Source organism: bacterium (genome assembly GCA_023382385.1).
Classification (GTDB): domain Bacteria; phylum Electryoneota; class RPQS01; order RPQS01; family RPQS01; genus JABWCQ01.
In genome coordinates, this window is record JAHDVH010000001.1 from 712,884 (window position 1) to 737,433 (window position 24,550).

Annotated in this window: 25 protein-coding genes and 2 tRNA genes; 10 read left to right on the top strand and 17 right to left on the bottom strand. The window is 54.4% G+C overall.

The features are described 5' to 3' along the window. The first annotated feature begins 5 nt into the window (after positions 1–5). The 9 genes from KJZ99_03215 (at position 6) to KJZ99_03255 (ending at position 7,841) form a co-directional block, all read left to right on the top strand. A complete protein-coding gene (locus KJZ99_03215; protein MCL4304898.1) occupies positions 6–482 on the top strand; it encodes a TraR/DksA family transcriptional regulator in 477 nt (158 codons plus the stop codon). After that, a complete protein-coding gene (lspA, locus tag KJZ99_03220; GenBank protein ID MCL4304899.1) occupies positions 479–1,102 on the top strand; it encodes a signal peptidase II in 624 nt (207 codons plus the stop codon). Before KJZ99_03215 ends, lspA begins: the two co-directional genes overlap by 4 nt. Next, positions 993–1,988, top strand: a complete 996-nt coding sequence (locus tag KJZ99_03225; GenBank protein ID MCL4304900.1) for an RluA family pseudouridine synthase — start codon at positions 993–995, stop codon at positions 1,986–1,988. Before lspA ends, KJZ99_03225 begins: the two co-directional genes overlap by 110 nt. Before the next feature lie 66 nt (positions 1,989–2,054). Next, positions 2,055–4,106: a protein translocase subunit SecD gene (gene secD, locus KJZ99_03230; GenBank protein ID MCL4304901.1), complete on the top strand. Its 2,052-nt coding sequence runs from the start codon at positions 2,055–2,057 to the stop codon at positions 4,104–4,106. Next, positions 4,106–5,014 (top strand): protein translocase subunit SecF, encoded by a 909-nt coding sequence (secF, locus tag KJZ99_03235; protein ID MCL4304902.1) that lies wholly within the window; start codon positions 4,106–4,108, stop codon positions 5,012–5,014. The genes secD and secF overlap by 1 nt, the downstream gene beginning before the upstream one ends. Before the next feature lie 64 nt (positions 5,015–5,078). Then, complete coding sequence (locus tag KJZ99_03240; protein ID MCL4304903.1) at positions 5,079–6,356, top strand: adenylosuccinate synthase; 1,278 nt, start codon at positions 5,079–5,081, stop codon at positions 6,354–6,356. Between the two features lie 49 nt (positions 6,357–6,405). Continuing rightward, positions 6,406–6,478, top strand: a tRNA-Lys gene (locus tag KJZ99_03245). A gap of 77 nt (positions 6,479–6,555) precedes the next feature. Continuing rightward, complete coding sequence (locus KJZ99_03250) at positions 6,556–7,569, top strand: HD domain-containing protein (GenBank protein MCL4304904.1); 1,014 nt, start codon at positions 6,556–6,558, stop codon at positions 7,567–7,569. A gap of 71 nt (positions 7,570–7,640) precedes the next feature. Further along, the gene (locus KJZ99_03255; GenBank protein MCL4304905.1) at positions 7,641–7,841 is read left to right on the top strand and encodes a hypothetical protein; all 201 of its coding nucleotides are present in this window, start codon (positions 7,641–7,643) and stop codon (positions 7,839–7,841) included. A gap of 45 nt (positions 7,842–7,886) precedes the next feature. Here KJZ99_03255 and KJZ99_03260 read toward each other — a convergent pair whose 3' ends face one another. The 6 genes from KJZ99_03260 to KJZ99_03285 all read right to left on the bottom strand — a co-directional run bounded on the left by KJZ99_03260 (position 7,887) and on the right by KJZ99_03285 (position 13,769). Continuing rightward, positions 7,887–8,609, bottom strand: a complete 723-nt coding sequence (locus KJZ99_03260) for a 16S rRNA (uracil(1498)-N(3))-methyltransferase (GenBank protein MCL4304906.1) — start codon at positions 8,607–8,609, stop codon at positions 7,887–7,889. Further along, complete coding sequence (locus KJZ99_03265; protein MCL4304907.1) at positions 8,603–10,411, bottom strand: hypothetical protein; 1,809 nt, start codon at positions 10,409–10,411, stop codon at positions 8,603–8,605. The genes KJZ99_03260 and KJZ99_03265 overlap by 7 nt, the downstream gene beginning before the upstream one ends. A 61-nt stretch (positions 10,412–10,472) precedes the next feature. Further along, positions 10,473–11,708 carry an ATP-dependent Clp protease ATP-binding subunit ClpX gene (gene clpX, locus KJZ99_03270; protein ID MCL4304908.1) on the bottom strand — a complete coding sequence of 412 codons (1,236 nt, stop codon included), beginning with the start codon at positions 11,706–11,708 and terminating at the stop codon, positions 10,473–10,475. Between the two features lie 9 nt (positions 11,709–11,717). Continuing rightward, positions 11,718–12,314, bottom strand: a complete 597-nt coding sequence (clpP, locus tag KJZ99_03275; protein MCL4304909.1) for an ATP-dependent Clp endopeptidase proteolytic subunit ClpP — start codon at positions 12,312–12,314, stop codon at positions 11,718–11,720. Between the two features lie 32 nt (positions 12,315–12,346). Further along, positions 12,347–13,660: a trigger factor gene (gene tig, locus KJZ99_03280; GenBank protein MCL4304910.1), complete on the bottom strand. Its 1,314-nt coding sequence runs from the start codon at positions 13,658–13,660 to the stop codon at positions 12,347–12,349. Between the two features lie 25 nt (positions 13,661–13,685). Continuing rightward, positions 13,686–13,769 (bottom strand) — tRNA-Leu (locus tag KJZ99_03285). Between the two features lie 133 nt (positions 13,770–13,902). On the opposite strand from KJZ99_03285, the gene KJZ99_03290 reads away from it, so the two are divergent. Continuing rightward, positions 13,903–15,051, top strand: coding sequence for an MFS transporter (locus KJZ99_03290; protein ID MCL4304911.1), 1,149 nt, complete (start codon positions 13,903–13,905; stop codon positions 15,049–15,051). Between the two features lie 75 nt (positions 15,052–15,126). Here the strand turns inward: KJZ99_03290 and fbp are convergent, their stop codons facing one another. The 11 genes from fbp to ggt all read right to left on the bottom strand — a co-directional run bounded on the left by fbp (position 15,127) and on the right by ggt (position 24,549). Next, on the bottom strand, positions 15,127–16,149 hold the full coding sequence (gene fbp, locus KJZ99_03295) for a class 1 fructose-bisphosphatase (protein MCL4304912.1): 1,023 nt from the start codon (positions 16,147–16,149) through the stop codon (positions 15,127–15,129). Between the two features lie 13 nt (positions 16,150–16,162). Further along, positions 16,163–16,795 carry an HAD family phosphatase gene (locus KJZ99_03300; protein MCL4304913.1) on the bottom strand — a complete coding sequence of 211 codons (633 nt, stop codon included), beginning with the start codon at positions 16,793–16,795 and terminating at the stop codon, positions 16,163–16,165. Continuing rightward, positions 16,792–17,694 carry an SDR family oxidoreductase gene (locus tag KJZ99_03305; GenBank protein MCL4304914.1) on the bottom strand — a complete coding sequence of 301 codons (903 nt, stop codon included), beginning with the start codon at positions 17,692–17,694 and terminating at the stop codon, positions 16,792–16,794. Before KJZ99_03305 ends, KJZ99_03300 begins: the two co-directional genes overlap by 4 nt. After that, on the bottom strand, positions 17,655–19,028 hold the full coding sequence (locus KJZ99_03310; GenBank protein MCL4304915.1) for a tryptophanase: 1,374 nt from the start codon (positions 19,026–19,028) through the stop codon (positions 17,655–17,657). The genes KJZ99_03305 and KJZ99_03310 overlap by 40 nt, the downstream gene beginning before the upstream one ends. A gap of 122 nt (positions 19,029–19,150) precedes the next feature. After that, complete coding sequence (coaD, locus tag KJZ99_03315; protein ID MCL4304916.1) at positions 19,151–19,639, bottom strand: pantetheine-phosphate adenylyltransferase; 489 nt, start codon at positions 19,637–19,639, stop codon at positions 19,151–19,153. A gap of 7 nt (positions 19,640–19,646) precedes the next feature. After that, entirely contained in the window at positions 19,647–20,066 is a 420-nt protein-coding gene (locus KJZ99_03320) for an ATP-binding protein (protein ID MCL4304917.1), read from the bottom strand. After that, the gene (locus tag KJZ99_03325) at positions 20,044–21,492 is read right to left on the bottom strand and encodes a SpoIIE family protein phosphatase (GenBank protein MCL4304918.1); all 1,449 of its coding nucleotides are present in this window, start codon (positions 21,490–21,492) and stop codon (positions 20,044–20,046) included. The genes KJZ99_03320 and KJZ99_03325 overlap by 23 nt, the downstream gene beginning before the upstream one ends. A 43-nt stretch (positions 21,493–21,535) precedes the next feature. Then, the gene (locus KJZ99_03330) at positions 21,536–21,874 is read right to left on the bottom strand and encodes an STAS domain-containing protein (protein MCL4304919.1); all 339 of its coding nucleotides are present in this window, start codon (positions 21,872–21,874) and stop codon (positions 21,536–21,538) included. A gap of 60 nt (positions 21,875–21,934) precedes the next feature. Continuing rightward, positions 21,935–22,297, bottom strand: coding sequence for an STAS domain-containing protein (locus tag KJZ99_03335; GenBank protein ID MCL4304920.1), 363 nt, complete (start codon positions 22,295–22,297; stop codon positions 21,935–21,937). Between the two features lie 41 nt (positions 22,298–22,338). Further along, positions 22,339–22,707 carry a helix-turn-helix transcriptional regulator gene (locus KJZ99_03340; GenBank protein ID MCL4304921.1) on the bottom strand — a complete coding sequence of 123 codons (369 nt, stop codon included), beginning with the start codon at positions 22,705–22,707 and terminating at the stop codon, positions 22,339–22,341. A gap of 144 nt (positions 22,708–22,851) precedes the next feature. Next, on the bottom strand, positions 22,852–24,549 hold the full coding sequence (gene ggt / locus KJZ99_03345; GenBank protein MCL4304922.1) for a gamma-glutamyltransferase: 1,698 nt from the start codon (positions 24,547–24,549) through the stop codon (positions 22,852–22,854). Position 24,550: the final 1 nt, after the last annotated feature.

A 24,550-nucleotide genomic window follows, 5' to 3' on the forward strand; every position in this document is an offset into this window, starting at 1 on the left:
CCGACATGGCAAACGAAAAGAACAAGAAGTCCACGAATAACACATCTCCCGCAGCGCCACAGAATCCGTGGCCGGACGGCCCGAAACCGACGCATTATTCGCCCGAGTGGAAGGAGTATTTCCGGCACCTGATTATTGAGCAGCGGAAGGAGATTCTGCGCGAGCTGGGCTACCTTCGCGAGAGTTCGCTTGAGCATACGACGGAAACCTATTCCGGTGATTCTTCAACATACAGCTATCACATGGCCGATCAAGGCACAGACGCCCAGGAGCGTGAGAAGGCGTTCTTGTTCGCGAGCCGTGAAGGCAAGATGTTGACGTTGCTTGAGCAAGCCATGGATCGCATTGAGGAAGGAACCTACGGCTACTGCATGGACACGGGTCAACCGATCGAATTCCGCAGGCTCGAGGCGATCCCCCACGCTAAGCTGTGCATTGAAGCGAAGCGCAGATTGGAAGAAGCAAAGAACAACGTCGAATGACCGAATCTATGCAGGCGCGCCCGCGTCTATGGCCGTGGTTTCTTGCGGTTGCGTTGGTTGTCGGGTTGGATCAGGTCACGAAGATTCTGGTCCGTGCCAATTTTGAATTAGGAGAATCGATTTCTCTGATCGGGGACCTTCTGCGGCTGACTTACGTGCAGAATCCCGGGGTGGCTTTCGGTTTGGAGCTTATGCCTCCCAAAGTGCTCTTACTTTTCGGAACTCTGGCCACTCTCGCTCTTATCTATTACTTGATCCGATTGATCCGCGAACATGATTCGCTGCGCTGGCCGGTCTTCCTGTTTCTCTGTGGCGCCATTGGCAACTCCATCGATCGCGCCCTGCTGGGTTCGGTGACTGATTTTGTTGATTCGGATTTTCCCGATTTAATTATGCATCGCTGGCCGGTGTTTAACGTCGCGGACTCCTGCGTGACGATCGGCATTGCCATTCTCCTCTGGCAGTCTCTGTTTGTCAGACATTCAACACCCCTTCCCCCCCTCCCTATTGGTGACCGACTCGACTCATCCTCCCTTTCGGCTGCAAGCAGCAGCGGGTCAGAAGCCCCTCCGGCTGGACCGCTTTCTGACGCAGGCTCTTCCGTCAATCTCCCGAAATAAGGTTCACAACCTGATCGACTCCGGGCTGGTCTTTGTCAACGGACAACAAGTTCGCAAGTCATGGCGTGTAGTGGGAGGAGACACGGTGGAGGTGCTATTTCGGCCTCAGGAGCCGAGCGACATCCTGCCGGAGGCGATTCAGCTCGACATTCACTTTGAAGACGAGCATCTGCTCGTTGTGAATAAACCGGCGGGAATGGTCACGCACCCTGCGCACGGCAACTTCAGCGGCACACTGGTGAATGCACTGATGCACCATCTCGGCATCGCGTCTGAAGCCGAGAATCTGCGGCCCGGGATTGTGCACCGGTTGGATAAGGGGACATCAGGGCTACTGGTGGTCGCAAAGGAGGAACGCGTGCACCGCAAGCTGACCGAGCAGTTCAGCAAACGGACCGTAGAACGCGAGTATCGCTCCATCGTCTGGGGAAGATTTCGTGAGAACGAGGGCAGGATTGAAACTCAACTTGCCAGACATCCGGGCGACCGCAAACGATTTGCTGTGGTCAAGCGCGGCGGCAAAGAGGCTATAACGACCTTCCGGGTGCTCGAATCGTTTGCGGATACCTCATATCTCAGTCTCAGACTGGGAACAGGCCGAACGCATCAAATCCGTGTCCATCTTGAGCACGCGGGCCATCCTGTGTTCGGTGATTCGTCCTATGGGGGACGATTGAAGAGAATGGGGAACTTTGGGGGGACTCGGAAGAAGTATTACATGGACATTCTGGAGGGTTCAGAACACTTTATGCTGCATGCGCGGACACTTGGATTCGTCCACCCTATCACTGGCACTGCTCTTACTTTTGCCGTGGAACCGCCGGAATTGTTTTCTAAGATATTGGATTTATTAAGAAAAGATGCAATGCTGGAGCTTGACAAATAGGACAGAACGTTGTATATTAATGTTCTTTGCAAACTTAACCCCCTTTCGGTTTGCCCCTTATAAGTTATGAAGCAGTATCGGTTTAGAATCATCGTTATACTTGCTCTCATTGTGTTGGCCGGATACATGTTGTATCCGACAATGCGATATGAGCAGTTGAGCGAGCAAGAAGACGAGTTGCTGATGCAGCTCGCATCAACGTCTGGCATCCCTGTGTCACGACTTGCGCTGGACATCTATCGTGATGAGGTGGACCTCATTGGAGAGATTCAGCAATCTGACCTTCCGGAAGCAGACAAAGCGTCGGCCATCGAGCAAGTGAATTACTTGCGCGGCGATTTTGCCAGTGCTTTGCAAGCCAACCGCAGTCTTGCCATCAAGCGTGGCTTGGACTTGCAGGGGGGTATGTATCTCGTTCTCGAGGTGGACCTCGCTGAGCTCTTGGACAACAGCGCCAAAGGCAAGGACGACCAATACGAGGCGCTAATGCGACAAGTTCGGGCATCATCCAAAGACCCGGATGTTGAAGTGTTCGATGCGCTCGAGAAGACGGCGCGCAGCATGAACATTTCGCTCAGCCGCTATTGGGGTGAGCCGGGGCAGTCAGACAACGACGTGTTGTCGCAGATTCGCTCCACTGCCAGCGATGCCATTGACCGCTCTCTCGAGATTCTGCGAAATCGTGTGGACCAGTTTGGCGTGTCCGAGCCGTCCATCAGCAAACTCGGCTCACAGCGTATCGCGCTGGAATTGCCGGGCGTCAAGGACCCCCTGCGTGCACGGCAGCTTGTCGGCCGTACTGCGTTGTTGGAGTTCAATCTGCTTGCCGAGACGGATCGCACGCAACAAGTTTTAACGGCGCTGGACGATGCGATCGCCCGTCGGATGCGCGGCGACACGAGTTTTGTGGATACGACATCCGTGGACACCAGCCTTGCTGATGTTGCATCGACCGACACCTTGGCGAAGGATACTGCTTCCTCCGACACGTCGCGTTCCGCTGAAGATTTGTTCGCAGAGACCGAGGCTCAAACGGGCGACACGGCCCTGAACAAAGAGAACCCATTCCTGTCGTTACTCGTCGGCGGAACCGGGGACATTCTGGTTCCAGCAGAGAATCGCGGACAGGTCACGCGATACATCAACGCGATTGAAAATCAACGATACATTCCCCGCGACTTGAAGTTCGTGTGGTCTGCGCGGCCGGAAAAAGTCGGCACGGACGCCAAGGACTACTGGCGTTTGTATCTGGTCAAGTCGCGCGCCGAAATGACGGGCGACAAGCTTGCAGACTCGCGCTCTACGATGGGCAGCGGCTATGATCCGGATCAAGCGGGCAAGCCGATTGTGCAGATTGAATTCACCCGCGAAGGCGGCAGAGTCTTTTCGCGCGTAACCGGTGCCAATGTGGGTCGCCGTTTGGCCATTGTGCTCGACGACAAGATTTACATGGCACCAAACCTTCGAGAGAAGATTTCGGGAGGTTCGGCAGTCATCACCGGTTTGGATGATGTGGAGGAAGCTCGCGATATCGCTATTGTTCTTCGTGCCGGTGCGCTTCCCGCATCGGTCAACGTGGTGGAAGAGCGCACAGTAGGCCCGTCATTAGGTTCGGACTCGGTTCAGGCGGGCAAGCTCAGCTTGATGCTCTCGTTCCTCGCGGTAACATTGTTCATGTTGTTCTACTACCGGATGTCCGGCGGAATTGCCGACATTGCTATGATTCTGAACATCTTCTTGCTGCTGGCCGCGCTCGCGCTATTCCAGTTCACTTTGACCATGCCGGGGATAGCGGGTATTATCCTCACGATTGGTATGGCGGTGGATGCAAACGTGTTGATCTTCGAGCGCATTCGAGAAGAACTCAGGCTGGGCAAGACGGTGCGGGCGGCAGTTGACGCCGGTTTCGAGCGCGCGATTGTCACGATCATTGACGCCAACGTAACGACGGCTATCGCGGGTGTCGTGCTGTTGATTTACGGCACGGGTCCGATTAAGGGCTTTGCGTTGACATTGACCATTGGTATTCTCATCAATCTCTTTGCGGCGATCTTCTTTACCCGTTTGGTCTATGACCTGTGGATTGGCCGCCGTCAAGTTCAAACCTTAAGCATCTAATGATCCAGTTTTTCAAGGACAGCAATTACAAATTCGTCAAGCACCGCTGGAAAGCGATATCGGTATCCATCGCGATAATAGTGGCGGGTTTGGTCATGACGGTGGTGAAGGGTCCAAACTGGTCAATTGACTTCCGTGGCGGTTTGGACGTTCAGGTTCGATTTGCGCAGGCCGTGACCGACGGTCAAGTGCGTTCGGCCTTGTCAGGGCTCGACGTGGGAGAAGTGAAGACCGTATCCAGTCTTGGCGAGCGGGACGACATCTTGATTCGCATGAAGGACACCGAGTCTGTACAGGCGCTTCAAGATACCATTGGCAAGCGTTTGACTTCGGCGTTTCCGGGCAATGCCTGGGAAGTGCGCGGCATAGAGGTCGTCGGCCCTAAAGTTGGCAAGGAATTGCGTCAGCAGGCCATGTTGTCCGCGGCAGTTGCGCTTGTGCTTTTGCTCATCTATATTAGCTGGCGCTTCGAGTTCGCCTATGCAGTAGGAGCGATCATCGCGACGCTGCACGACGTGCTGGTCACATGGGCATTCTTCATGTTTTTCGGCTATGAAATCAGCCTCTCGGTCCTTGCAGCATTTCTGACTTTGATCGGATTCTCCCTGAATGACACGGTCGTAATCTTTGACCGGATTCGCGAAAACTTGAAGAAGCTCCGGCAAACAAAACTGTCGGAAATCATGGATCAGAGCATCAACGAGACGCTGTCGCGCACAATTATTACCTCGCTCACAGTGTTCTTGACTATCCTCGTGCTGTTCATTTTCGGCGGACCGGTATTGAGAGGATTCAGCTTTGCTATGCTGGTCGGAGTCGTGACAGGAACATACTCATCAATATACGTTGCGGCGCCTGCGGTGTTGGAGTGGGCAGAGCGCAAAGCACTTCAGGGCAAGAAAAAGTAACCTGCTCGACATATCTCGCGAGCCCCGCGAGAGCGGGGCTTTGTTTTTGTGAAGGGAACGAGTCGTGGTAACAGTGATACTCGGCGCTCAGTGGGGCGACGAAGGCAAAGGCAAGATAGTAGATTACCTGAGCGAGCGTGCCGACGTGGTGTGCCGCTTTCAGGGCGGCGCAAATGCCGGCCATACGATCATTGAGAATGGCCGGAAGTTTGTGTTGCACCTGTTGCCCGCCGGTATCCTGCGGCCGAACACCATTTGCGCGATTGGCGGCGGAGTGGTGGTAGACCCTGCGGCTCTCCTGAACGAAATTGAATTGCTCGAGGCGGCTGGGATAGACTTGACAGGCCGACTGTTCGTCAGTCATCAGGCGCATCTGATCATGCCTTATCACAAGCTTCTTGACAGCATTCACGAGTCTCAGGGCGAGCGTGTGAAGATCGGTACGACCGGCCGCGGAATCGGCCCGGCGTATGTGGACAAAGTCGCACGAGTGGGTATTAGAATTGTGGACCTGCTTGACCGTGACTTGTTGCGCAAGAAGATTCGTGCAAATGTTGAAGAGAAGAACCGGCTCCTCTCGAAGGTCTATGCGACTCAGGAGCTCGATGTCGAAGCAATTGTCGAAGAGTACGTCGCTTTCGATCAGCGTATCGATCCGTACGTGAAGGATGTCTCCGTATTGTTGGATGAGACCATCCGGGCCGGAAAGAACGTAATTCTGGAGGGTGCTCAGGGAACGTTGCTTGATGTAGATATGGGGACCTATCCGTTCGTCACTTCCTCCAATCCTACGGCTGGGGGAGCCTGCACAGGATTGGGGATCGGCCCGAGACGAATCGATCACGTGATAGGCATCGTTAAGGCATATACGACGCGTGTCGGTGAAGGTCCATTTCCGACTGAAATCATGGACGGCGATGAGCAGGATCGGCTGCGTGAAAAGGGTGACGAATACGGTGCAACAACCGGAAGACCGCGGCGCTGCGGTTGGTTTGACGGCGTAGCCGCTCGTTATGCCGCACGTGTTAATAGTGTGGATTCCTGGGCGGTCACAAAACTCGACATCTTGACCGGATTGCCAACCATTAAGGTTTGCACGTCCTATGACGACGGCGCACGAATCTACAGGAACTTTCCGTCTGACAGCCGCATACTAAGCACGATTGAGCCGGTCTATGAAGAACTTCCGGGCTGGACAGAGAGTCTGGATCGGGCGACGAGATGGGAAGAGTTTCCCCGCGCCGCACAGGACTACTTGCGCTTCATCGAGGAATTCACAGGCGTACCGGTATCAATCGTCTCTGTAGGAGCATCGCGCGAACAGACGATAGTGTTGCGATAGGAAAACCTCGCAGATGACTTCGTGCAGAGTGCATGATGTTATCAGGGAGGAGAGCGTAGCTCAGTAGGTAGAGCACCGCCCTTTTAAGGCGATGGTCGCGGGTTCGAATCCCGCCGCTCTCACAGATCAGCCCACAGCAATCTTGTTGTGGGCCTTTCGCTTTAAGGGCACAGGCTTTGCGCGCTTAGAGTTGTTTGCTATGAACCAAAGGCGAGCAATGGCGACCCACCTGCTGGATACGGAAACTGACAGCTTAACGCGAATCTATCATCCTGCTCCGCTGGCAACGTTGCGTGCGGATAAGGGTGCGCACTTCGACCTGTTCCTCGGCGTGCCTACGCGCGGTGGGCAGAAGTACGTACTGTTCAAGTCCGCAGACCTGGATTTAACCGAACAGAAGCGTCAGGAGCTGATTGAGCGCGGGGTACAGTTTCTGTACGTGACGGACGAGGATGCGGGGTCGTATTTCAGTTTCGTGGACCGCACAGTAGGGGAAGCGCTTCGCGACGAGGGAGCCTCACCCGCACAGCGGTCAGCCGTGCTCTATAAGACCACCACGGCATTGGTGCAAGCGACTTTTACCCGTCCTGAGTCGCCAATGCTCATGAAAACTAACCGCACGATGGTTGAACACACCGTCGAGGCTCTTGCACTGGAGCCTGCACTTCTGCGGACCCTTGCCGCAGAATTTTCACTGGACTACTCGTTATATTCGCATGCGGTGCATGTGGCAACAATGGCGACAGCTCTGCTTCTTGAATTGTACGGACCGGAGGCCCGCGTTAAGGAAGCGGCCATGGGGTTTCTACTTCATGACATCGGCAAATGCAGAGTCCCCACTCAAATTCTGCGCAAGTCAGGGGTCTTGACTACATCTGAAATGAAGGAAGTTGAGAAACACCCGGAACATGGCGTCGGGTTGATGCGACCACATCTTGAAGTGGGCGAGGTCGCTCTTGACATCATCCACTCCCATCACGAGAAACTGAATGGCCGTGGCTATCCGAGGAGGCTGCCTCCCGAGAAAATATCTGTGGAGACCCGTATTTGTTCGCTGGTAGACATCTACGACGCACTAACTTCACATCGCGTTTACAAGCCCGCGATGCGTGGGTATGAAGCGTTAACTTTCATTCGCGACAAGATGTATGAAGAGATTGACAAGGGTCTGTTAAAACAATTCATCAGCATTCTGGGACCCAAAGACCGGTAATGACCGGTCTTTTTAGTTCGTCAAGTTCGCATGATTTGCGCCGATACTTGAAGTGGAGGCCATGTACGCGAATGAATGAACACGACGAATACCGCCCAAGGCGCGAAGGCGACAGACCTAAAGATGTCGATTTATCGTTAGTCCCGGAGAATCGGAGCAACGAGTGCCTGCTGTATCGCAAGATTCGCAAGCGAATAGACGAAGGGTATTACAATTCTGCAAGAGTCCTGCGTGACATCGCCTACATCTTATCAAGAGATCCCAAAAAGTAAAAGGCCGAACGGAAGTTCGGCCTTCTGCATCTCATGAAGAATGGATCAGCACCGGAATTCATCTGACCGGGTCAACAGAAACGCTAATCCTGCAGACACGGCAGCCTCCGTCCGCAGCCTGCGAGGACCGAGCGTCAGAAATCGCGCGCCAGCGCGATTCAGGAACTCGATCTCCTGTTCCGCAAAGCCTCCCTCCGGACCGACAATTAGGGCACAGGGTGAAGTTGGCAGCGACTGTGGAAGCGAGCCTGTTCCTGATGCAGGATGCGCGACCCAGAGTTGATGATCGGAGACAGGCTCAAGGGATTCCTGAAGGCTTTCATGCTGAACTTGCGGAGTCAGGCGTGCCCGGCCTGTCTGTTTCAAGGATTGAATGGCCACTCGCCTGAGTCTTTCGAGCTTATTCGCGGTATACACTTCCTGACTGTGCATCATTCTCACCCAAATCAAATCGCTGACACCGAACTGAACGGCTGTATTGACGACCTCGCGCGATGCATCACCTTGCAAACACCCGCAAACGAGCGTCACTCTAAGGGACGATTCACCAAAGTTCGCAAGCGTCTCGATGACGCGAATCGACTCCGGAGATTCAATCAGTGACCGATAGACGTTCCCGCTCCCATCGGTAGCATAGACCTCCTGCCCCACCCTTCTGCGTCGTACACGCATTAAGTGATGCGCTTCTTCAGCAGGAATCGTGAAGACGTCACCATCGCGCTGCGCGTCGCCCACATACACAAACTCCCCGTGCATTAGCTTTACCATGTGCGCCCTGCAGTTAACGACCCGGAGATAAACTCGCGGTCTGCGCGGCCGAGTTCGGATTGCATCACCCATTGCGCAGCACCCTGACAGAACCACCCTCGCGAATTCAGATTAACTCGCGCCGTAGGTCCCCACGTTCTTATGTCCTGAACACGGGTTCGCGGTTTCTCGAATTCAAAGCGGTCGCCACGGCGAGTACTGTAAGCCACACCCAAGCCTGTTACACCGCCTTTCGGGAACTTTCTCGAAAACTCAATCACGGACAAAAACACGTCAGTTTGATCACTGCGCTCCTGTTCGAATTCCTGCCAGTAAAGGCGGCCCAACTCTTCACGCGAAGCGCTCGCGGCAAGCGTCACGCTCCATGGAGCACGAAACATCCATGCCACGCTATCACCTAAAGCAAGTTTCCGGAAGACGGTCGAACGAACCTGCCTCGGATTCGTTTCGAAATCGTATGCCTGATAATTTGCACTGATTCGGAAATCGGGCACGTGGATAACGGAGGAGGAAGGAGTGTGCACGAATCGCGTTGACAGGACAAGTAATCTCGTCCATCGATTATTCGCGCTGTTTCTTGCAAAGATATAGACCAGATGATTGAGGTCAACCAGAGCCTGAACATGCGAGGTCAGCGCGGGCGAATGCCGTGTCCTAACCCCGCCGTCAAACCGCCACGACAGCTCATCACGGTCGTCGTAATTCAACTCCGATCGTGTATCCAGCGAGTACTTACTGAAAGTAGCCTGCAAAGTCAACCTCGAGGGTCCTGTATCAGTCGCTCCCAATGCCCCGAGGACAACTTTGCGGCCGGACAGAATTTCCCCTCTGACGTTCTGCGAAACCGTGCGCAACTCGGCGGAGAGCGTGCCCTCGCGCTTGCCTTGAACCATGTCAAGCGCGACGTTCAAACCTGACTCCACTTCTTCAAGCCGCGAAACGTTCCCCATCCGATCATCGAGACGCGTGTCTGAGTAGCGGACGATTCCACCACCACGCAAACGGGTATTTCCTGCGACCTCGTAATTCAGTTCATCAGCGACTTGCAACGCTTTTTCTTCTCGAAACTGATCCGGCAAAGATGGCGCGGTAAGCATGTTCCGTCGCGTCCAACTCGTTTGCAAACGCACCCGGTTAGCCGCCTGCTCATAGTTCTGCGCGAGGCTGTAGTTCAAACGGCCGTCCGAACCAACTCGACTTCCCGGTCTTTCATGGTCGAAACTGAGAGCTCCGTCGTGTTGATTGTGCAGTGTTCTATGCTGGAGCAAGGCTGATTGCCAGCTCGCAATCCCGTTGTCCGCATAGTCATCACGCGAATCCTGAATTGCACCGATACTGTGAGTTGTGGAGAGGTAGCGTGTCCACTCGATTTGCGGACCAACTCCACCACGAATCAGATGCGAACGATTGTCTTGACCTGCAAATGTGCTCGCTCCGGCTCGCGGACGGTCATTGTAATGCTGTCCGGTGGCACCTGCCCAAAGTCGAACGTGTTCCGCAAGCGGACGCGCAGCAGAGAGCGCCCATCGAGCGTCATGCCGAATTCGACCTGCAGACGATTGGCCGCGAGTCAGACCAGTCACCCAACTTGAGTTCGATGACACCCGCCAAGCCGTGTCACTTCCGGCATCCACGCGATAACCTCCAAGCCAGCGAGTCAGTTCGGACCCGCCTTCCCAGCGCGCGGCCACTGAATCCTGTTGCGAAGTCGGAGGTGGCGGAGCCGGAACGTTGGCACGTGCGGACAGTATGCCAAACAACGTCAGCAGGAGAAATAGGAAAGAGGATTCTCGCAGGGACATAAAAGAAAGGCGTGACAACAGAAAATCGTCGCCACGCCGGAAAGAGATAGCGCGAAGTAGTCTACGCGCTTTTCTTCTTCAACTCAACGAAGCGGGCAGGTTTCTTGTCTAATACGGTTTCCGCATTGATGACGACCTCGCTAACGTCTTTTCGGCTTGGAACTTCGAAAAAAGCCTCCATCAACGCTTCTTCGGCAATCGCCCGCAATGCCCGCGCTCCCGTCTTGCGGCGCCGAGCTTCACTAATAATTGCGAGTAGCGCATCTTGTTCGAACGTCAACTTGACTCCCTCCATCTCGAACAGCCTGGTATACTGCTTGACCAGTGCGTTTCTCGGTTCAAGAAGGATCCGCATCATGGCCTCGTCCGAGAGCGGTTCGAGCACCGAAACTACGGGCAAGCGGCCGATCAACTCAGGGATCAGCCCAAACATATTCAGATCCTCAAAGCTGACTTGCTTTACGACGTATTCCTTGGTCGCACTTTCAATCGCCTCGGTAGCGCCGAAACCCATGGGATACTTGGCCACGCGACTCCGAACGATCTTCTCCAGTCCTTCAAATGCACCGCCAAGAATAAACAGAATATTCCGCGTGTTCATTTGAATGAACTTCTGTTCGGGGTGCTTGCGTCCGCCCTGCGGCGGCAGATTGGCGTTAGTGCCCTCGAGGATTTTCAACAGCGCCTGCTGCACTCCTTCACCTGAAACATCACGCGTTATCGACATATTCGGATCTTTACGCGCAATTTTGTCAATCTCGTCAATGTAGATGATGCCCATTTCCGCGCGGGCAACATCATAATCAGCATTCTGCAGCAGTCGCACAAGCACATTCTCGACATCTTCCCCCACGTAGCCTGCTTCGGTAAGTGTGGTAGCGTCGGCAATCGCAAAAGGGACATGAAGGAAGCGTGCCATCGTCTGCGCAAGCAGAGTCTTGCCCGTTCCGGTCGGACCGATAAGCAGGATGTTTGCTTTCTCGATTTCGACATCCGACGCCTGATCTACGGTAGTGATTCGCTTGTAATGGTTGTAGACCGCCACAGCAATCTTGCGCTTCGCGTCGTCCTGTCCGATGATGTATTCGTCGAGTTTACGCTTTAATTCACGCGGCGTCGGGAAATCAGCAAGATTGACACTCTTGCGGCCTGCCCGCGACATCGCAACAATCTGATGGGCGTGCTCAACGCAGACATCACAGATGGCGATGCCGTCTTGATGCTTGATTAGAGTTGCGACCTGCGCCTCGTTGCGGCCACAGAAGGAGCATGCCTGTTCCAAACGGGATTCTGTCACGATGGTGCCTTAGCTCTTGACTTGCTTGCGAGGATAGATAATCTCGTCAATTATGCCGTATTCTTTGGCTTGCTCGGCGGACATGAAGTAGTTTCGATCCGTGTCCTGCTCAATTCGCTCGAGGGATTGTCCCGTATGATACGACAACAGCTCATTAAGCTTTGCCCGTGTCTTAAGGATCTCTTTGGTCATGATATCTATGTCAGTGGCCTGGCCCTGCGCGCCGCCAAGAGGCTGATGGATCATGACCCGAGCGTTCGGAAGAATGCTGCGCTTACCCTTGGCTCCTGCAGCCAGAAGAAAAGCACCCATCGACGCAGCCTGACCGATGCAAATAGTTGCAACGTCGGGTTTCACATGCTGCATTGTGTCATATATCGCCATTCCCGATGTGACAATACCGCCGGGACTGTTGATGTAGAGGCTGATGTCCTTTTCCGGATCTTCAGCCGCGAGAAAGATCAATTGCGCGATAATCAGACTGGCGATGTGATCGTCAATCGGAGTTCCGACTATGATGATGCGTTCTTTGAGCAAACGGGAATAGATGTCAAACGCGCGTTCGCCGCGACCCGTCTGCTCTACGACCATGGGGACTAAGGCCATGGAAATCTGTTCTCCTGTAGCGTAAGTAATGCTTAAACCGTAACGATTCTCGAGGATTCGGTGCGTCCTTCAAACTCTGCAAGGGGCACCGATACTCTCTTGATTGTAATGTTGTTTTCGAGGTAATTCAAGACTTTGCGTTCCTGAACATCGTCCTGAATCTGCTGCAACTGATCCGGTGTCAGGCGTTGCTTAAAGTCTTCCGCCATTTCATCTTCGAGTGTCGCCAGATTTGCGATTTCCTGATTGATCTCTTCATCCTTCACCCTGAGATCGAACTCCTGAATCAGGCGATTGCGCATCAGGTACCATCGCAGGGTCCAAATTGCAGATGCACGATAATCCTTCCGGAACTTCTCGCGAGCAGACTCATCGCCTTTGCTATGGGATCGCTGCTCGGCTTCCTCGGTCATGCGATCAAGGTAGTTCTCCAACATGCGCGGCGGGACGGGAAAGTCCGATTTGCGCAGCAATTCGTCGGCAGCCATTCGGAACATTTGCTGCCGCGCAGCATGACCGGCACGGGCTTCGATATATCTGCGAAGATCGCTCTTCAGGTCGTCCAGTGTGGCAAGATTGGGATTGACCGAATGGACGAAGGCATCATCCAACTCTGGCAACTCTTTCCGCTGGATATTGCGAATAGTGAGTTGTGCGCGCATCGGCTTGCCTTCTTCCGCGCCAGCGCGCCTGAACTCGACATTAGCGGTTTGATCACAAGTCAGCCCCTTGACTCGCGAAGCAAAATCCTCGCCAAACTGCTGCCTGCTCATGTCAATCGTAATGTCCTTTTGGGAGCGGCCCACGAGTGGAAATCCCGAGTCGTCAAGCTCCTGCAAATCAAATGTAATCACCGAGTGATCGTCAATCGGATCCTCTGTGGGCACAAGCACGGCTTGCGACTCGCGCAGACTCTCCAGCGACGTGACCACGTCTTCGTCACCGGCCTGTGGTTCTTTCAGCTCCACCTCGATAGTCGCCAAATCGGGCAACGGGATCTCAGGCAGTATCTCTACGACCACTCTGAATGTCAGCGGTTGTCCGGGCTCAAAGTTGATTTCGCTCATTTCCCCCGGTGAAATCGGATAGAGCTTCTCCTGATCGAGCGCCGTTCGATAGGCGTCCTGAAGCACTCTTTGGATCGTGTCCTCGGTGACCGCCGGACCATACCTCTGTACAAGAACGTTTCTGGGGACCTTCCCCGGACGAAATCCCGGGATTTTTGCATGTGACTTAATGGCCTCCATCCCCCGCTCCAGCTCCTCTCGCATGAACTCGGCAGGAACGGCGACCTTCAGCTCATGCTGAACATCATTAAGTCTATTGTTTTCAACTGTTAGCTGCAATTTTGCTCCAAAACTTAGAAATTCGTGCGAAAGGGGGGACTCGAACCCCCACATCCTTCCGGATACCAGAACCTAAATCTGGCGCGTCTGCCAATTCCGCCACTCTCGCGCCTAACATGCCATAATACAAAACCATGCGCAAAGGTGCAACCCTCGAATAAGCAAGCTCTTTCAGCATGGGAACGCCTTTACTCTGGATAGGAACATCCTTACATTGTGCGATTCACGGCAACCGGTGAGTAATGAACTCCAAACTCGCGATTCTGTTCCTGACAATTTTCATCGATCTGCTCGGTTTTGGGCTGATCATTCCGGCGTTGCCCTTCTATGCGGAGAGTTTTGGTGCGAGCTTCCTCACAATTGGAGTATTGTCGGCGTCATACAGCGCCATGCACTTCTTGTTCTCACCGCTCTGGGGGCGATTGTCGGACCGTCTCGGACGCCGCCCTGTTTTGCTGATTGGCCTGGCGGGATCTGCAATAGCATTCTTGATGTTTGGCTTAGCAGAAAGCCTGCTCATGCTGTTTGTGGCACGCATTCTGGCTGGAATTCTTTCTAGTGCAACGCTGCCGACTGCACAGGCCTACATCGCCGACACAACATCTGACGCGGATCGCGCCAAAGGAATGGGGCTGATAGGTGCGGCCTTTGGCTTAGGTTTCATTTTCGGTCCGGCTGTAGGCGGCATCTTGACCAAATACGGTTACGGATTTCCGGCACTTGTCGCATCCGGTATGTCGGCTCTGAACTTCATCTGGGCATACTGGAAACTGCCTGAGACTCAGTCTGAACACAGTATTGGAGCTCACCGCTCATTGCTTTCCATCAGCTCACTTCGAGAATTGTTTTCTGTTCCCATGCTCGGAGTCCTGATTGGAGTATTTTTCGTGCAGGTTTACGCGTTTTCTCAGATGGAAGCGACTTTCGCGCTGTTCTGCGAGCACCGACTGTCGCTTGACGCGGTGCACGTCGGATGGATTCTCGCGGAAGTCGGAATCATCTCAGCAATCGTGCAGGGAGCGCTCATGGGCAAACTGGTGCGTGCGTTCGGCGAGGCCCCCTTGGCCAGAACCGGACTACTGCTCATGGCACTTGGCTTAGGAGTTATGGGATTCGTGCAGTCAACGCTGCAGTTGGTAGCGGTCGCCCCGCTGCTTGCGATTGGCTCTGCTCTCATGAATCCCACGATCAATTCACTGATTTCAAAGGCTGCTCCACCGGGCAAACAGGGTCTCACGATGGGTACGGCCCAATCGATTGCCGCGCTCGGTCGCGTGTTCGGCCCGCCAAGCGGAACGGCATTGTTTCAATTCGTCGGGCTTTCCGCACCGTACTGGGTTGGAGGCCTGATGATTGGTGCCGTCGCACTGATCAAGTTAAAGAAGAAGTAGCCGCTATCTGCCCGCAACGAGAATAGAAAGGCCCGGACAATCCGGGCCTTTGTCGTCCATCGGTTGTCAGACTACTCAGCTATCATACTGCCGTAGAAAATGGAGCAGCTCTTCGACGTTCCTTCGTGCTCCAACAAAGAGCGGGACTCGGTCGTGCAGACCTTTGGGAACAACATCGAGGATGGACTGCTTTCCGTCGGTTGAAAGACCTCCTGCCTGTTCGATCACCATCGACATCGGCGAGGCCTCATACAGCAGGCGCAGTTTCCCTTTGGGATTCTTGGGGTCCTTATAGTCAAGGGGATACATGAAAATTCCGCCGTAGAGCAAAGTGCGATGCACGTCTGCAATCATTGACCCGATGTAACGCAAGGAATACGGAGTACCGCGCTCTTTATCTGGTGTGATGATGTGGTCTATGTACCGCTTTACACCCTCACTCCAGTAGTGGTAATTACCCATGTTAATGCTGAAGTACTTGCCATGCTCAGGGATACGCATGTCCGGATGTGACAACAGGAACTCACCAATAGAGGGTTCAAGAGTGAACCCGTTGACACCGTGCCCGGTGGTGTAAACCATCATGGTTGAACTGCCGTAAACGATGTATCCCGCCACCACCTGTTCCCTGCCCGTCTGCAGCAAATCTGCTTCCGTGCCGGGCGTGCCGTCCGGCGAAATCCGCTTGTGAATCGAGAAGATTGTTCCAACGTTGATATTGGCATCAATATTCGAACTTCCGTCAAGCGGATCAAACGCAAGAGTATATTTGCCGTATTGAAACTCTGCAGGAATTGAGATCATCTTCTCCCGCTCTTCGGAGGCCATGCAGCACAATACTCCGGCGTGATCCATGGCTCGATAGATCATGTCATTGGAAATCTCGTCAAGCTTCTGAACGACTTCCCCCTGAATATTCGTATGGCCCGCCACACCCAGAATATCCGAGAGTCCAGCACTGCGAACTTCTTTGGTTATCTGCTTGGCGGCAAATGCGAGTAGGTGCATCAGGCGTGTCAATTCACCTGTTGCCTCGGGATGTTTTGACTGTTGATCTATGAAGTGACGTTCAATCGTGCAGGTGCGTTCGGCACTCATCGGAACCTCGATGCTAAAGTAAGTTCAAGAAATCGGCAAAACGGTGGATGACATGATCCGCCTCACTCAAATAGCGAGGAGGCAAGGTGGTTGTAATCGCTGCAGTGCGCAATCCCGCGGCTTGCGCCGAGCGGATTCCCAGCGGAGCGTTTTCCAGCACCAGACACTCCGACGCATCTAGCCCGGAGTGATGCAGTGCCGTCAGATATGGGTCCGGCGCAGGTTTGCCTTTGCCATATTCGGCGGGAGTAAAGATACTTCGGAACAACCCAAACTCACTCTCTGAAAGCACAGCGTCCATATTGCTGCGAATGGAACCGGTGACAATATCGCAAGCGATGTTTCGGCTCCGCAAGTCTCTGACAAGTTCTGCAGCTTCGGGAATCAATCCTTTCGGGGCGGAGGACCGGTAGAGTGCCCGCTTGCGCTCGATCAATTGGGCCTGCTGTTCCGCAGAGTACTCATAACCCCGCTCAGACAACAGCCGTGATATCGTGTCTTCTGCTTTTTCACCTTCATTCAGCTGAAAATAGAGATCATCCAATTGAATGCCGATTTCGCCCAGAATCTTCTCCCACGCAACGACATGTGCAGGCATCGAGTCAATCAGTGTGCCGTCAAAGTCAAAAAAAACTGCTCGGATCATGGTGTCGGCTTGTTAAAGATTTTCTGCGCACCGTAAGCTCGAACAATCAACCTATCCCACAATCGATCAGGGAGGAATTTGCGCAATAGGACGGCGGCCTTACCGACTGACGTCGTCACGTAGCGTGTGCGCGGGTTGGAACTCCTGGCTATGCTCAGGAGAAGCTCGGCAGTCATCTGCGAAGTCCATGCACCCTCGCGAGAACGCTTTCGGCGTGCCTGTGCGTGTTCGTGTATCCTGTGTTGAAACTCAGGACTGGTGGCACCGGGTTCACTCATTTGCAACTTGGTGACAAAGTCAGTCTGAACGGGGCCGGACAAGACGGAAACAACTTGCACATTGAACGGTCGGCACTCGAGCCGCATGGCATCAGTTAGTGCCTCGAGTGCAAACTTTGACGCCGCATACCATCCTCCCCACGGAAGCACGACACGCCCTGCAACCGAGGAGATGTTAATAATTTTCCCTCTACCCTTTTCCCGCATGTGCGGCAGGACAAGTTGGGCAAGCCGCAGCGGCGCAATCGTATTAACTTCAAGCTGCGCCCTTGCCTGTGCTGCCGTTACCAACTCGATGCCGCCGAACTGCCCGTAACCGGCGTTATTGACCAATACATCAATACTTCCAAATCGCTCCAGCGCAGAATCAACCAAACCCAGCAAATCGTCGTCACGCGTGACATCGCACCGAACCACGAGAGTCTCAAGCGAGCATTGATGCAACTCCTGAAACAGGATTTTTTGCTCGTATTCGTGCCGAACCGTGGCAACCACTCGAAACCCTGCACGTGCAAAGCAGAATGCCGTGGCGCGGCCAATTCCGCTTGAGCAACCTGTGATAACGACTGTTGGTTCCGTGGTCAGTCGACTTCTTCCATTCTTGCAGTGAAGTGCCGCAATACCGGAGCTTCGTAGGTGAGCTTCAGTCCTTTGATTTTCTCGCGATTCTTGTAGAGATCGGCAAGAGACTCTGCAACGTAGGTGATATGCGCGGTCGTGTAAACGCGTCGCGGCACGGCAAGTCGCACCAGCTCCAGCGGCGGAGCGACGTGCTTTCCCGTTTTGGGATCCAGATGTCCGAACATCAGTGAACCGATCTCAACGCCGCGCACACCTGCCTCGCGGTAGAGCGCGACGGTGACCGCAACTCCCGGGAATTGTTCAGCGGGTAAGTGCGGACAAAAGGCTTTCGCATCAATGAACACGGCATGCCCTCCAACGGGACGGACGATCGAAATGCCGGACTCGAGCAGCATTTCACCGAGATATCTCACTTGCGCAGTGCGGTATTGCAAGTACTCGCTCTCCATGCCCTCATAGAGTCCGATTGCGACGGCTTCCAGATCTCGTCCGGCAAGCCCCCCATAAGTTGGAAATCCTTCAATCAGGATAAGTTTCTGCTGGAGTTTGCGCGCGAGATCAAGATCGTTCATGGCGATGAAACCACCGATATTGACAAGCGCATCTTTCTTTGCAGACATCCAGCAGCCGTCTGAGTGACTAAACAACTCGCGGGCGATTTCGATGATTGATTTGCCTTTGTAACCCGGTTCGAATTCGTGAATAAACCAGCAGTTCTCCGCAAAGCGCGCACAATCAATGAAGAACGGTACGCCATATTGCTTGCAGAGACGTGACGTCGCACGGATATTCTCCATGGACACCGGTTGACCGCCCGCCGAATTATTCGTCACCGTCATTACAACCAGCGGGATATTGTCACGATTGGATTTCAGCTCACTTTCCAGTTTGCCGAGATCCATATTGCCTTTCCAAAGGGTCCCGAGCTGCGGATCGTACGCTTCTTTGACTGGCAAGTCAAGCGCCACAGCGTGATTCATCTCGACATTGGCACGCGTAGTGTCAAAGTGCGTGTTCGCAATAACCGTCTTGCCTTTCTCGCAGATGGTCGAGAACAGCAGATTCTCCGCAACCCGACCTTGATGCGTCGGAGTCACAAACGGGAAGCCCGTGATATCACGAACGGCGGCTTCAAACTTGAAGAAGCTCTTCGAGCCGGCATAGCTTTCATCGCCGATCATCAGCCCGGCCCACTGCTGGTCACTCATCGCGCCTGTGCCAGAATCGGTCAAGAGGTCAACGTAAATAGCGTCGGACGGGATTAGAAAAACATTCAATCCTGCACGTCTGAGAAGTTCCTCGCGCTCATCGCGAGTCGTACGGCGGATTTTTTCGACAACTTTAATGCGGAAGGGTTCGGCAGGAAAACGCATGATGTAAAATTAAGCTTAATGAGATACTGTTCGGTTGAGCATCAAAACACAAAACGCCCGGCAGGGCGTGACGATAAACACAAGACTCGCAGCCAGCTCAAACGAGACCTGCGGCCGCAGGTTCACGATCTGGGTTTCCCGTATTTCTCGGCCAAAGCCTCGGCGACGTGCCGCGGAACGAAACTTTCCACGGAGCCACCAAGCCGAGCGACTTCACGCACAATCGAGCTATTGAGATACGTGTACTGTTCTCCCGGCATCAGGAAGACCGTGCTGATGCTCGGCGCGAGCATACGATTTGCCAAAGCTATCTGAAACTCGTAGTCAAAGTCTGAAACGGCGCGCAACCCGCGAATGATGGCAACCGCGTTGTTCTCGCGTGCATAGTCAACCAGCAATCCGCTGCATCTTCCAACTGTAACTCCCGGCAGGTGCGAAGTGGCCTGCTCGATCAGCTTCTGGCGCTCGTCCGTGGAAAAAAGTGGAACTTTTTGGGAATGAATTGCGAGCGTGACAATTACTCGTTCAAACAACGCGGCGGCGCGCTCGATGACATCAAGGTGACCGTAGGTGATGGGATCAAAAGTGCCGGGGTAGATCGCAGTGCGCATACGACGGTCACTGGAGTTTTTTGAAAAAGGTCACCTGCATTCCGTCATCAAGCCGCGTGCAAACTACATCATCCATCATTGACCGGACAATCAAGATTCCACGGCCGTGATCCTGCATAAGGTGATCCGGCGAAGTGGGATCAGGAACGGAGGCGGTGTCAAAACCGGGGCCGTGGTCGCGAACCCTCACGCGCAATCCATCCGGATGACACTCAAGGTCGACGTGCACGGGGATTTCCGCCTGTTCCTTGTGCGCATGGACGATCGCGTTCATCACGAGCTCGGTCACGCAAATTCCGATATCGGCAAGCGCATCCTGCTCAAATCCCATAGACGCAGCACAACTCTCGACGAACTCGTCAACTTTCTCGATTTGATCCACCGAAGAGGGGATAACGAGTTGTTCAGTTCTTAACGGCTGGGTCATATTTCACAATCGACAAGGTCAAATCATCCACAGTCGAATCCGGCGCCTGAAATGCGTGCACTTCATGACTCATTCGCCGGGTCATTTCATAAGCGGAAAGTGTGCGGTAGCGCTGCGCTAACTCCGCGAGCCGTTCAATCCCAAACTCATCACCATTCTCGTTACGGCTTTCCGTAACACCATCCGTATAGAACACCAGCAAGTCACCCGGCCTTAAATGGATCTGGCTCTCCGCATACTTCGCTTCAGGAAGAACACCGAGAATTGGTCCACCGCTGTCGAGCAGTTTCATCTCTTCACCGACCCGGAGCAGCAAAGGGGGATTGTGTCCCGCATTGGCGTAGGTCAAGACGTGGTGTTTGCGGCTGAGTACGCCGTACACCGCAGTCACGAAGCTGTCGGGAGGGTTGCTCTCGACGAGAAACTCATTGACACGGCCAAGGATGGTTTCGATGGCATAATGCGCCCGGGATTCAATGCGAATGCAGGCGCGGAAGTTTGCCATCAGGAGTGCCGCAGCCACTCCGTGGCCTGCGACATCACTCATGACGATCCCGAGGTCGTCGGGAGTGATATTTATGAAGTCGTAGTAGTCGCCGCCCACTTCACTCGAAGGGAAGTTCATTCCACCCAAGTCATAGGGCGCGAATTCCGGCATCGCCTTGGGAAGGAAGCCGGTGTGAATCTTGCGCGCCAAATTGAGTTCCTCTTCAATTCGACGCGTATGGAGCCGCTGGCGATCCGCACGGGCACGCTCCAGCGCGACACCCGCATGACTCGCAAAGGTCTTCAAGATTCGCAAATCACGAACAGAGAACGCGTCCGTCTGGTCGGACTCAAGGTTGAACGCGCCGATCAGTTCGTCACGAACGAAGATCGGCACGGCAAGTTCAGATCGCGTGGTCGGGCGAACCTCGACATAGCGCGGATCCTTTGTCACATCAGGAACGTAGAGCGGTTTACCGGCAAAGACAACGGTCGCGACAATGCCTTCCCCCTGTTTGACGCCCTCTTGAAATTTGGAGTAGACTCTGCGCTTCTGCGTGCCGTGATAGCCCGCAAGCATGTCTACTTCAATAATACCGAGTTCCCGGTTGAAAACAAAGATTCCTGCGGCGTCATATCGGACGACCTGCCGCAGAGACTCAAGGATGGCGCGGAGTACATCGCGAACTTCCGCGGCACTCGAAAGCCGTAGCGAGACTTCTTCGAGTGTGCGGTATTCCTGACGCTCGCGTTCGATTTCGGCCTGCAGACGAAGGTAGTTGCGAGCCTTGGCAAGCGACTCCGTAAGCTTTGCCAAAGACTCGACCTTGGCCGGATCCAAGTGCTGGTCAACCAGATCACCGCTCAGTTCGTTCGCGAGCCGCTCCAGTTCGTCAAGACTCTGGAGTGTCCGTTCAACATCTCGAGGCGAATCAGTCATAGGAGAGTGAACAGCCACAGTCAGGCGAAGGGAGATTTACGATTTAGCTGAAGCTTTTGATGGCGGCATCGACGCTGTCGTGACTATCAAAAACCGAATTCAGCTTGGTGATGACCAGCAGGGACTGAATCTTGTCGGTGGTGCGCGCAAGCTTCATTTCGGCACCGGCATTCTTGAGCGTCGTGTATGCAGAAACAAGCAACCCGATTCCCGAGCTGTTCATCCACTCGACTTCGCCGAGATCAATTACAACTCGCTTGTGGCTGCTTGCCAGAGCGTGTTTCATGGCATCGTGAAACTGAGCGGATTCGGGTCCACCCATGATCTTTCCCGACAGCCCGACGATATAAATGCCGTTCTGATCGGACGTTTTGACCTTCATGTTGCAATAACTCCTTGTGCAGGTTCCGTATCTTAAAATTCTATAATCGGACTTGAGAACTTAATGTGCCGGCGGCATCTGCCGCTTGCAGACTTCGAGTGCCGACGTCACAGTAGGCTCGAAGCTGAACACGTTGTCGAAGCGGGTTAGTCGAAGGACGGTCATGACCTTCGGAGAGCAACCGGAAAGCACCAGCAACCCGCCACGATTCTTCATTGTGGTGTATGCGGAAACGAGCTGTCCGACTCCCCAACTGTTCAGCCATTCGACGTCGGAAAGGTCTATGACGGCACTCTTGCAGCCACCTTCCACTGCATCTCGCACGAGCGTATGAAACTCCTTTGGTTCCATACCGCCCATCATTTTACCGGCGAGCTCGACTATTAACGTGTCGTTGTCCCGACGCGTACTAACGCTGAGCATGACGATGAATCACTCCTGATTGGGACTCAAACTGGATTGTGCTATTCCGGCGCGCGAGTCCGGCGCAGATCGAGCAACGCATCCACAAAGAAGCGCTTGGTGGGATCGTGATCCGGATGCAGACGGATGGCTTTCAGGGCCGCAATTTCACTCTCCGTCGGGTTCATCAGCAAGAGCTGTTCGCGGTCCTCGAGAAACTCCTGCAAGCCGCGATAGACGTAGCCCTGTTCCGGAGTGTACGTGATGTGCCGGAAAGCCTCTCGCCCGAGGATTAGCTCCTCGATGCTCAAGTTCAGACCGGAGGATATCTTCTCGAGAAACTCCAGCGTAGGCGATGAACGGCCATTCTCAACCAGCGACAGGTAGGAGCGGTTGACGTGGACGAGTGAAGCCAGTGCCTCCTGTGACATCCCGGTTTGCTTGCGGGCCGCACGAATCAGGGGGCCAATGTCGAGTGGGTATTTTCCTATGGGTGACATAGCCTAAAGATAATAAGCTCTCGGCAGATTGTCAACAAGCCTGAATACGGATTACATATGCGTCGAACATATTGCTCAGAATCCAATGGCCGCGCCAGTTCCTCTGCTGTCGGCGGCGCCCTGCCATCCTCCCCGCAACGTGTCAGCCAAAATAGCTTGAACACGGGACTTAGCTGGACCAATCTCGATGATGTGGCCGCGTTCGGAGAGTCCTCGCTGAACATCGAACGTGTGTTCAGGCTCCATGAAGAGGCGATCAGGCGTCCACTGAGCATGAATTCTGGGGAGGTCAACGGACTGCTGAATGTCCAGCCCGTGATCCACCGAATTCAGGATTGCCAGCAGGGTCGCCGTGATGATTCTTGGCCCGCCCGCTCCGCCCGCCAGCATGTACGGCCTGCCGTCGCGCAAGAGGACAGTCGGAGTCATGGATGACAAGGGCTTCTTGCCCGGCTCGATCTCGTTTGCTGCCTTGCCGACCAACCCGAAGTAGTTCGCCTTTCCAGGTTGGGTGACAAAGTCATCCATTTCGTTATTCAGGAGTATCCCCGTGCCCGGAACAGTTATGCCGGTTGCGAACGGAGTGTTCACCGTGGCAGTCACCGACACCGCATTGCCATCGGCATCAACCACACAGAAGTGGGTCGTATGGTGTTCAATCCGCGACTGAAACTCCCATGCGGCGCCGGGCGCGGGATTGCTGAAATGCGAGGTTCGTGAAATCGCCTTGCGCAGCGTGTCGGCATATGCCTTATGAATCAACGCGCTGACTGGAACAGGCGTGAACGCCGGATCTCCCAAGAACTCCGCGCGGTCGGCAAAGGCGAGGTTCATAGCCTCGGCTACCAAGTGCAAGGCCTCTGACGAGCCGGCACCGAGATAAGAGAGCGGAAATCCCTCCAGAATATTCAGGATTTGCAGCAGGTGAACGCCGCCTGAACTCGGCAGCGGCATGGTCACGACGTCAAACCCGCGATAGCTTCCGCGTAGAGGCTCAAGCCTGACGGCCCGATACGAGGCTAAGTCACGTTCACCGATTATTCCCCCGCTTCGCTCCATAAACTTTACGAAGCGGCGCGCGGTTTCACCGGAATAGAAGTCTGCGGCACCATGAGTCTGCATGCGGCGCAGCGTCTCCGCCAAGTCGCGTTGCACGAAACGCTCTCCGCTCGCGTAAGGCGCGCCCCATTCGTTGAAGTAGACCTCCAGCGAACCCGGGTCAGCCGCAAGGCGGTCCGCATAGACTTTTAGGACTCCGGAATAGTAGTCATTGACGATGAATCCGGTGTCCGCAAGTGATGCCGCAGGCTCCAGCAATTGCGAAAATGGCAACGTCCCGAAGTCCTGTGCCAGCAAGTCGAGCGCGGCGACTTCACCCGGCACACCCGCCGCGAGCGAGGAGTAGAGAGACAAATCTGTGCGATCTGAATCTTTGCGCGGCACGAACATCAGCCGTGACGCGCGACTCGGTGCAACTTCCCGTCCATCGATTGCCGCGGAACGGCCGTCCGCCATGTGCACGACGATGAAGCAGCCGCCTCCGATACCACTTGAGTATCCTTCCGACACTCCGAGTGCGAATGCGACCGCGACGGCTGCATCGGCGGCATTCCCGCCTTCCTTCAGGATTTGCAGTCCGGCACGCGTTGCATGCGTGTCGGCGCTTGCGATCATGACGTTCGGAGCGTAGGCCGGCTTGCGTGTTGCGGCCCACGTGACCGACGAGCAAACCAGCAGAACAAATGTTATCGAGACGCAAAGGCGGTTAGACAAC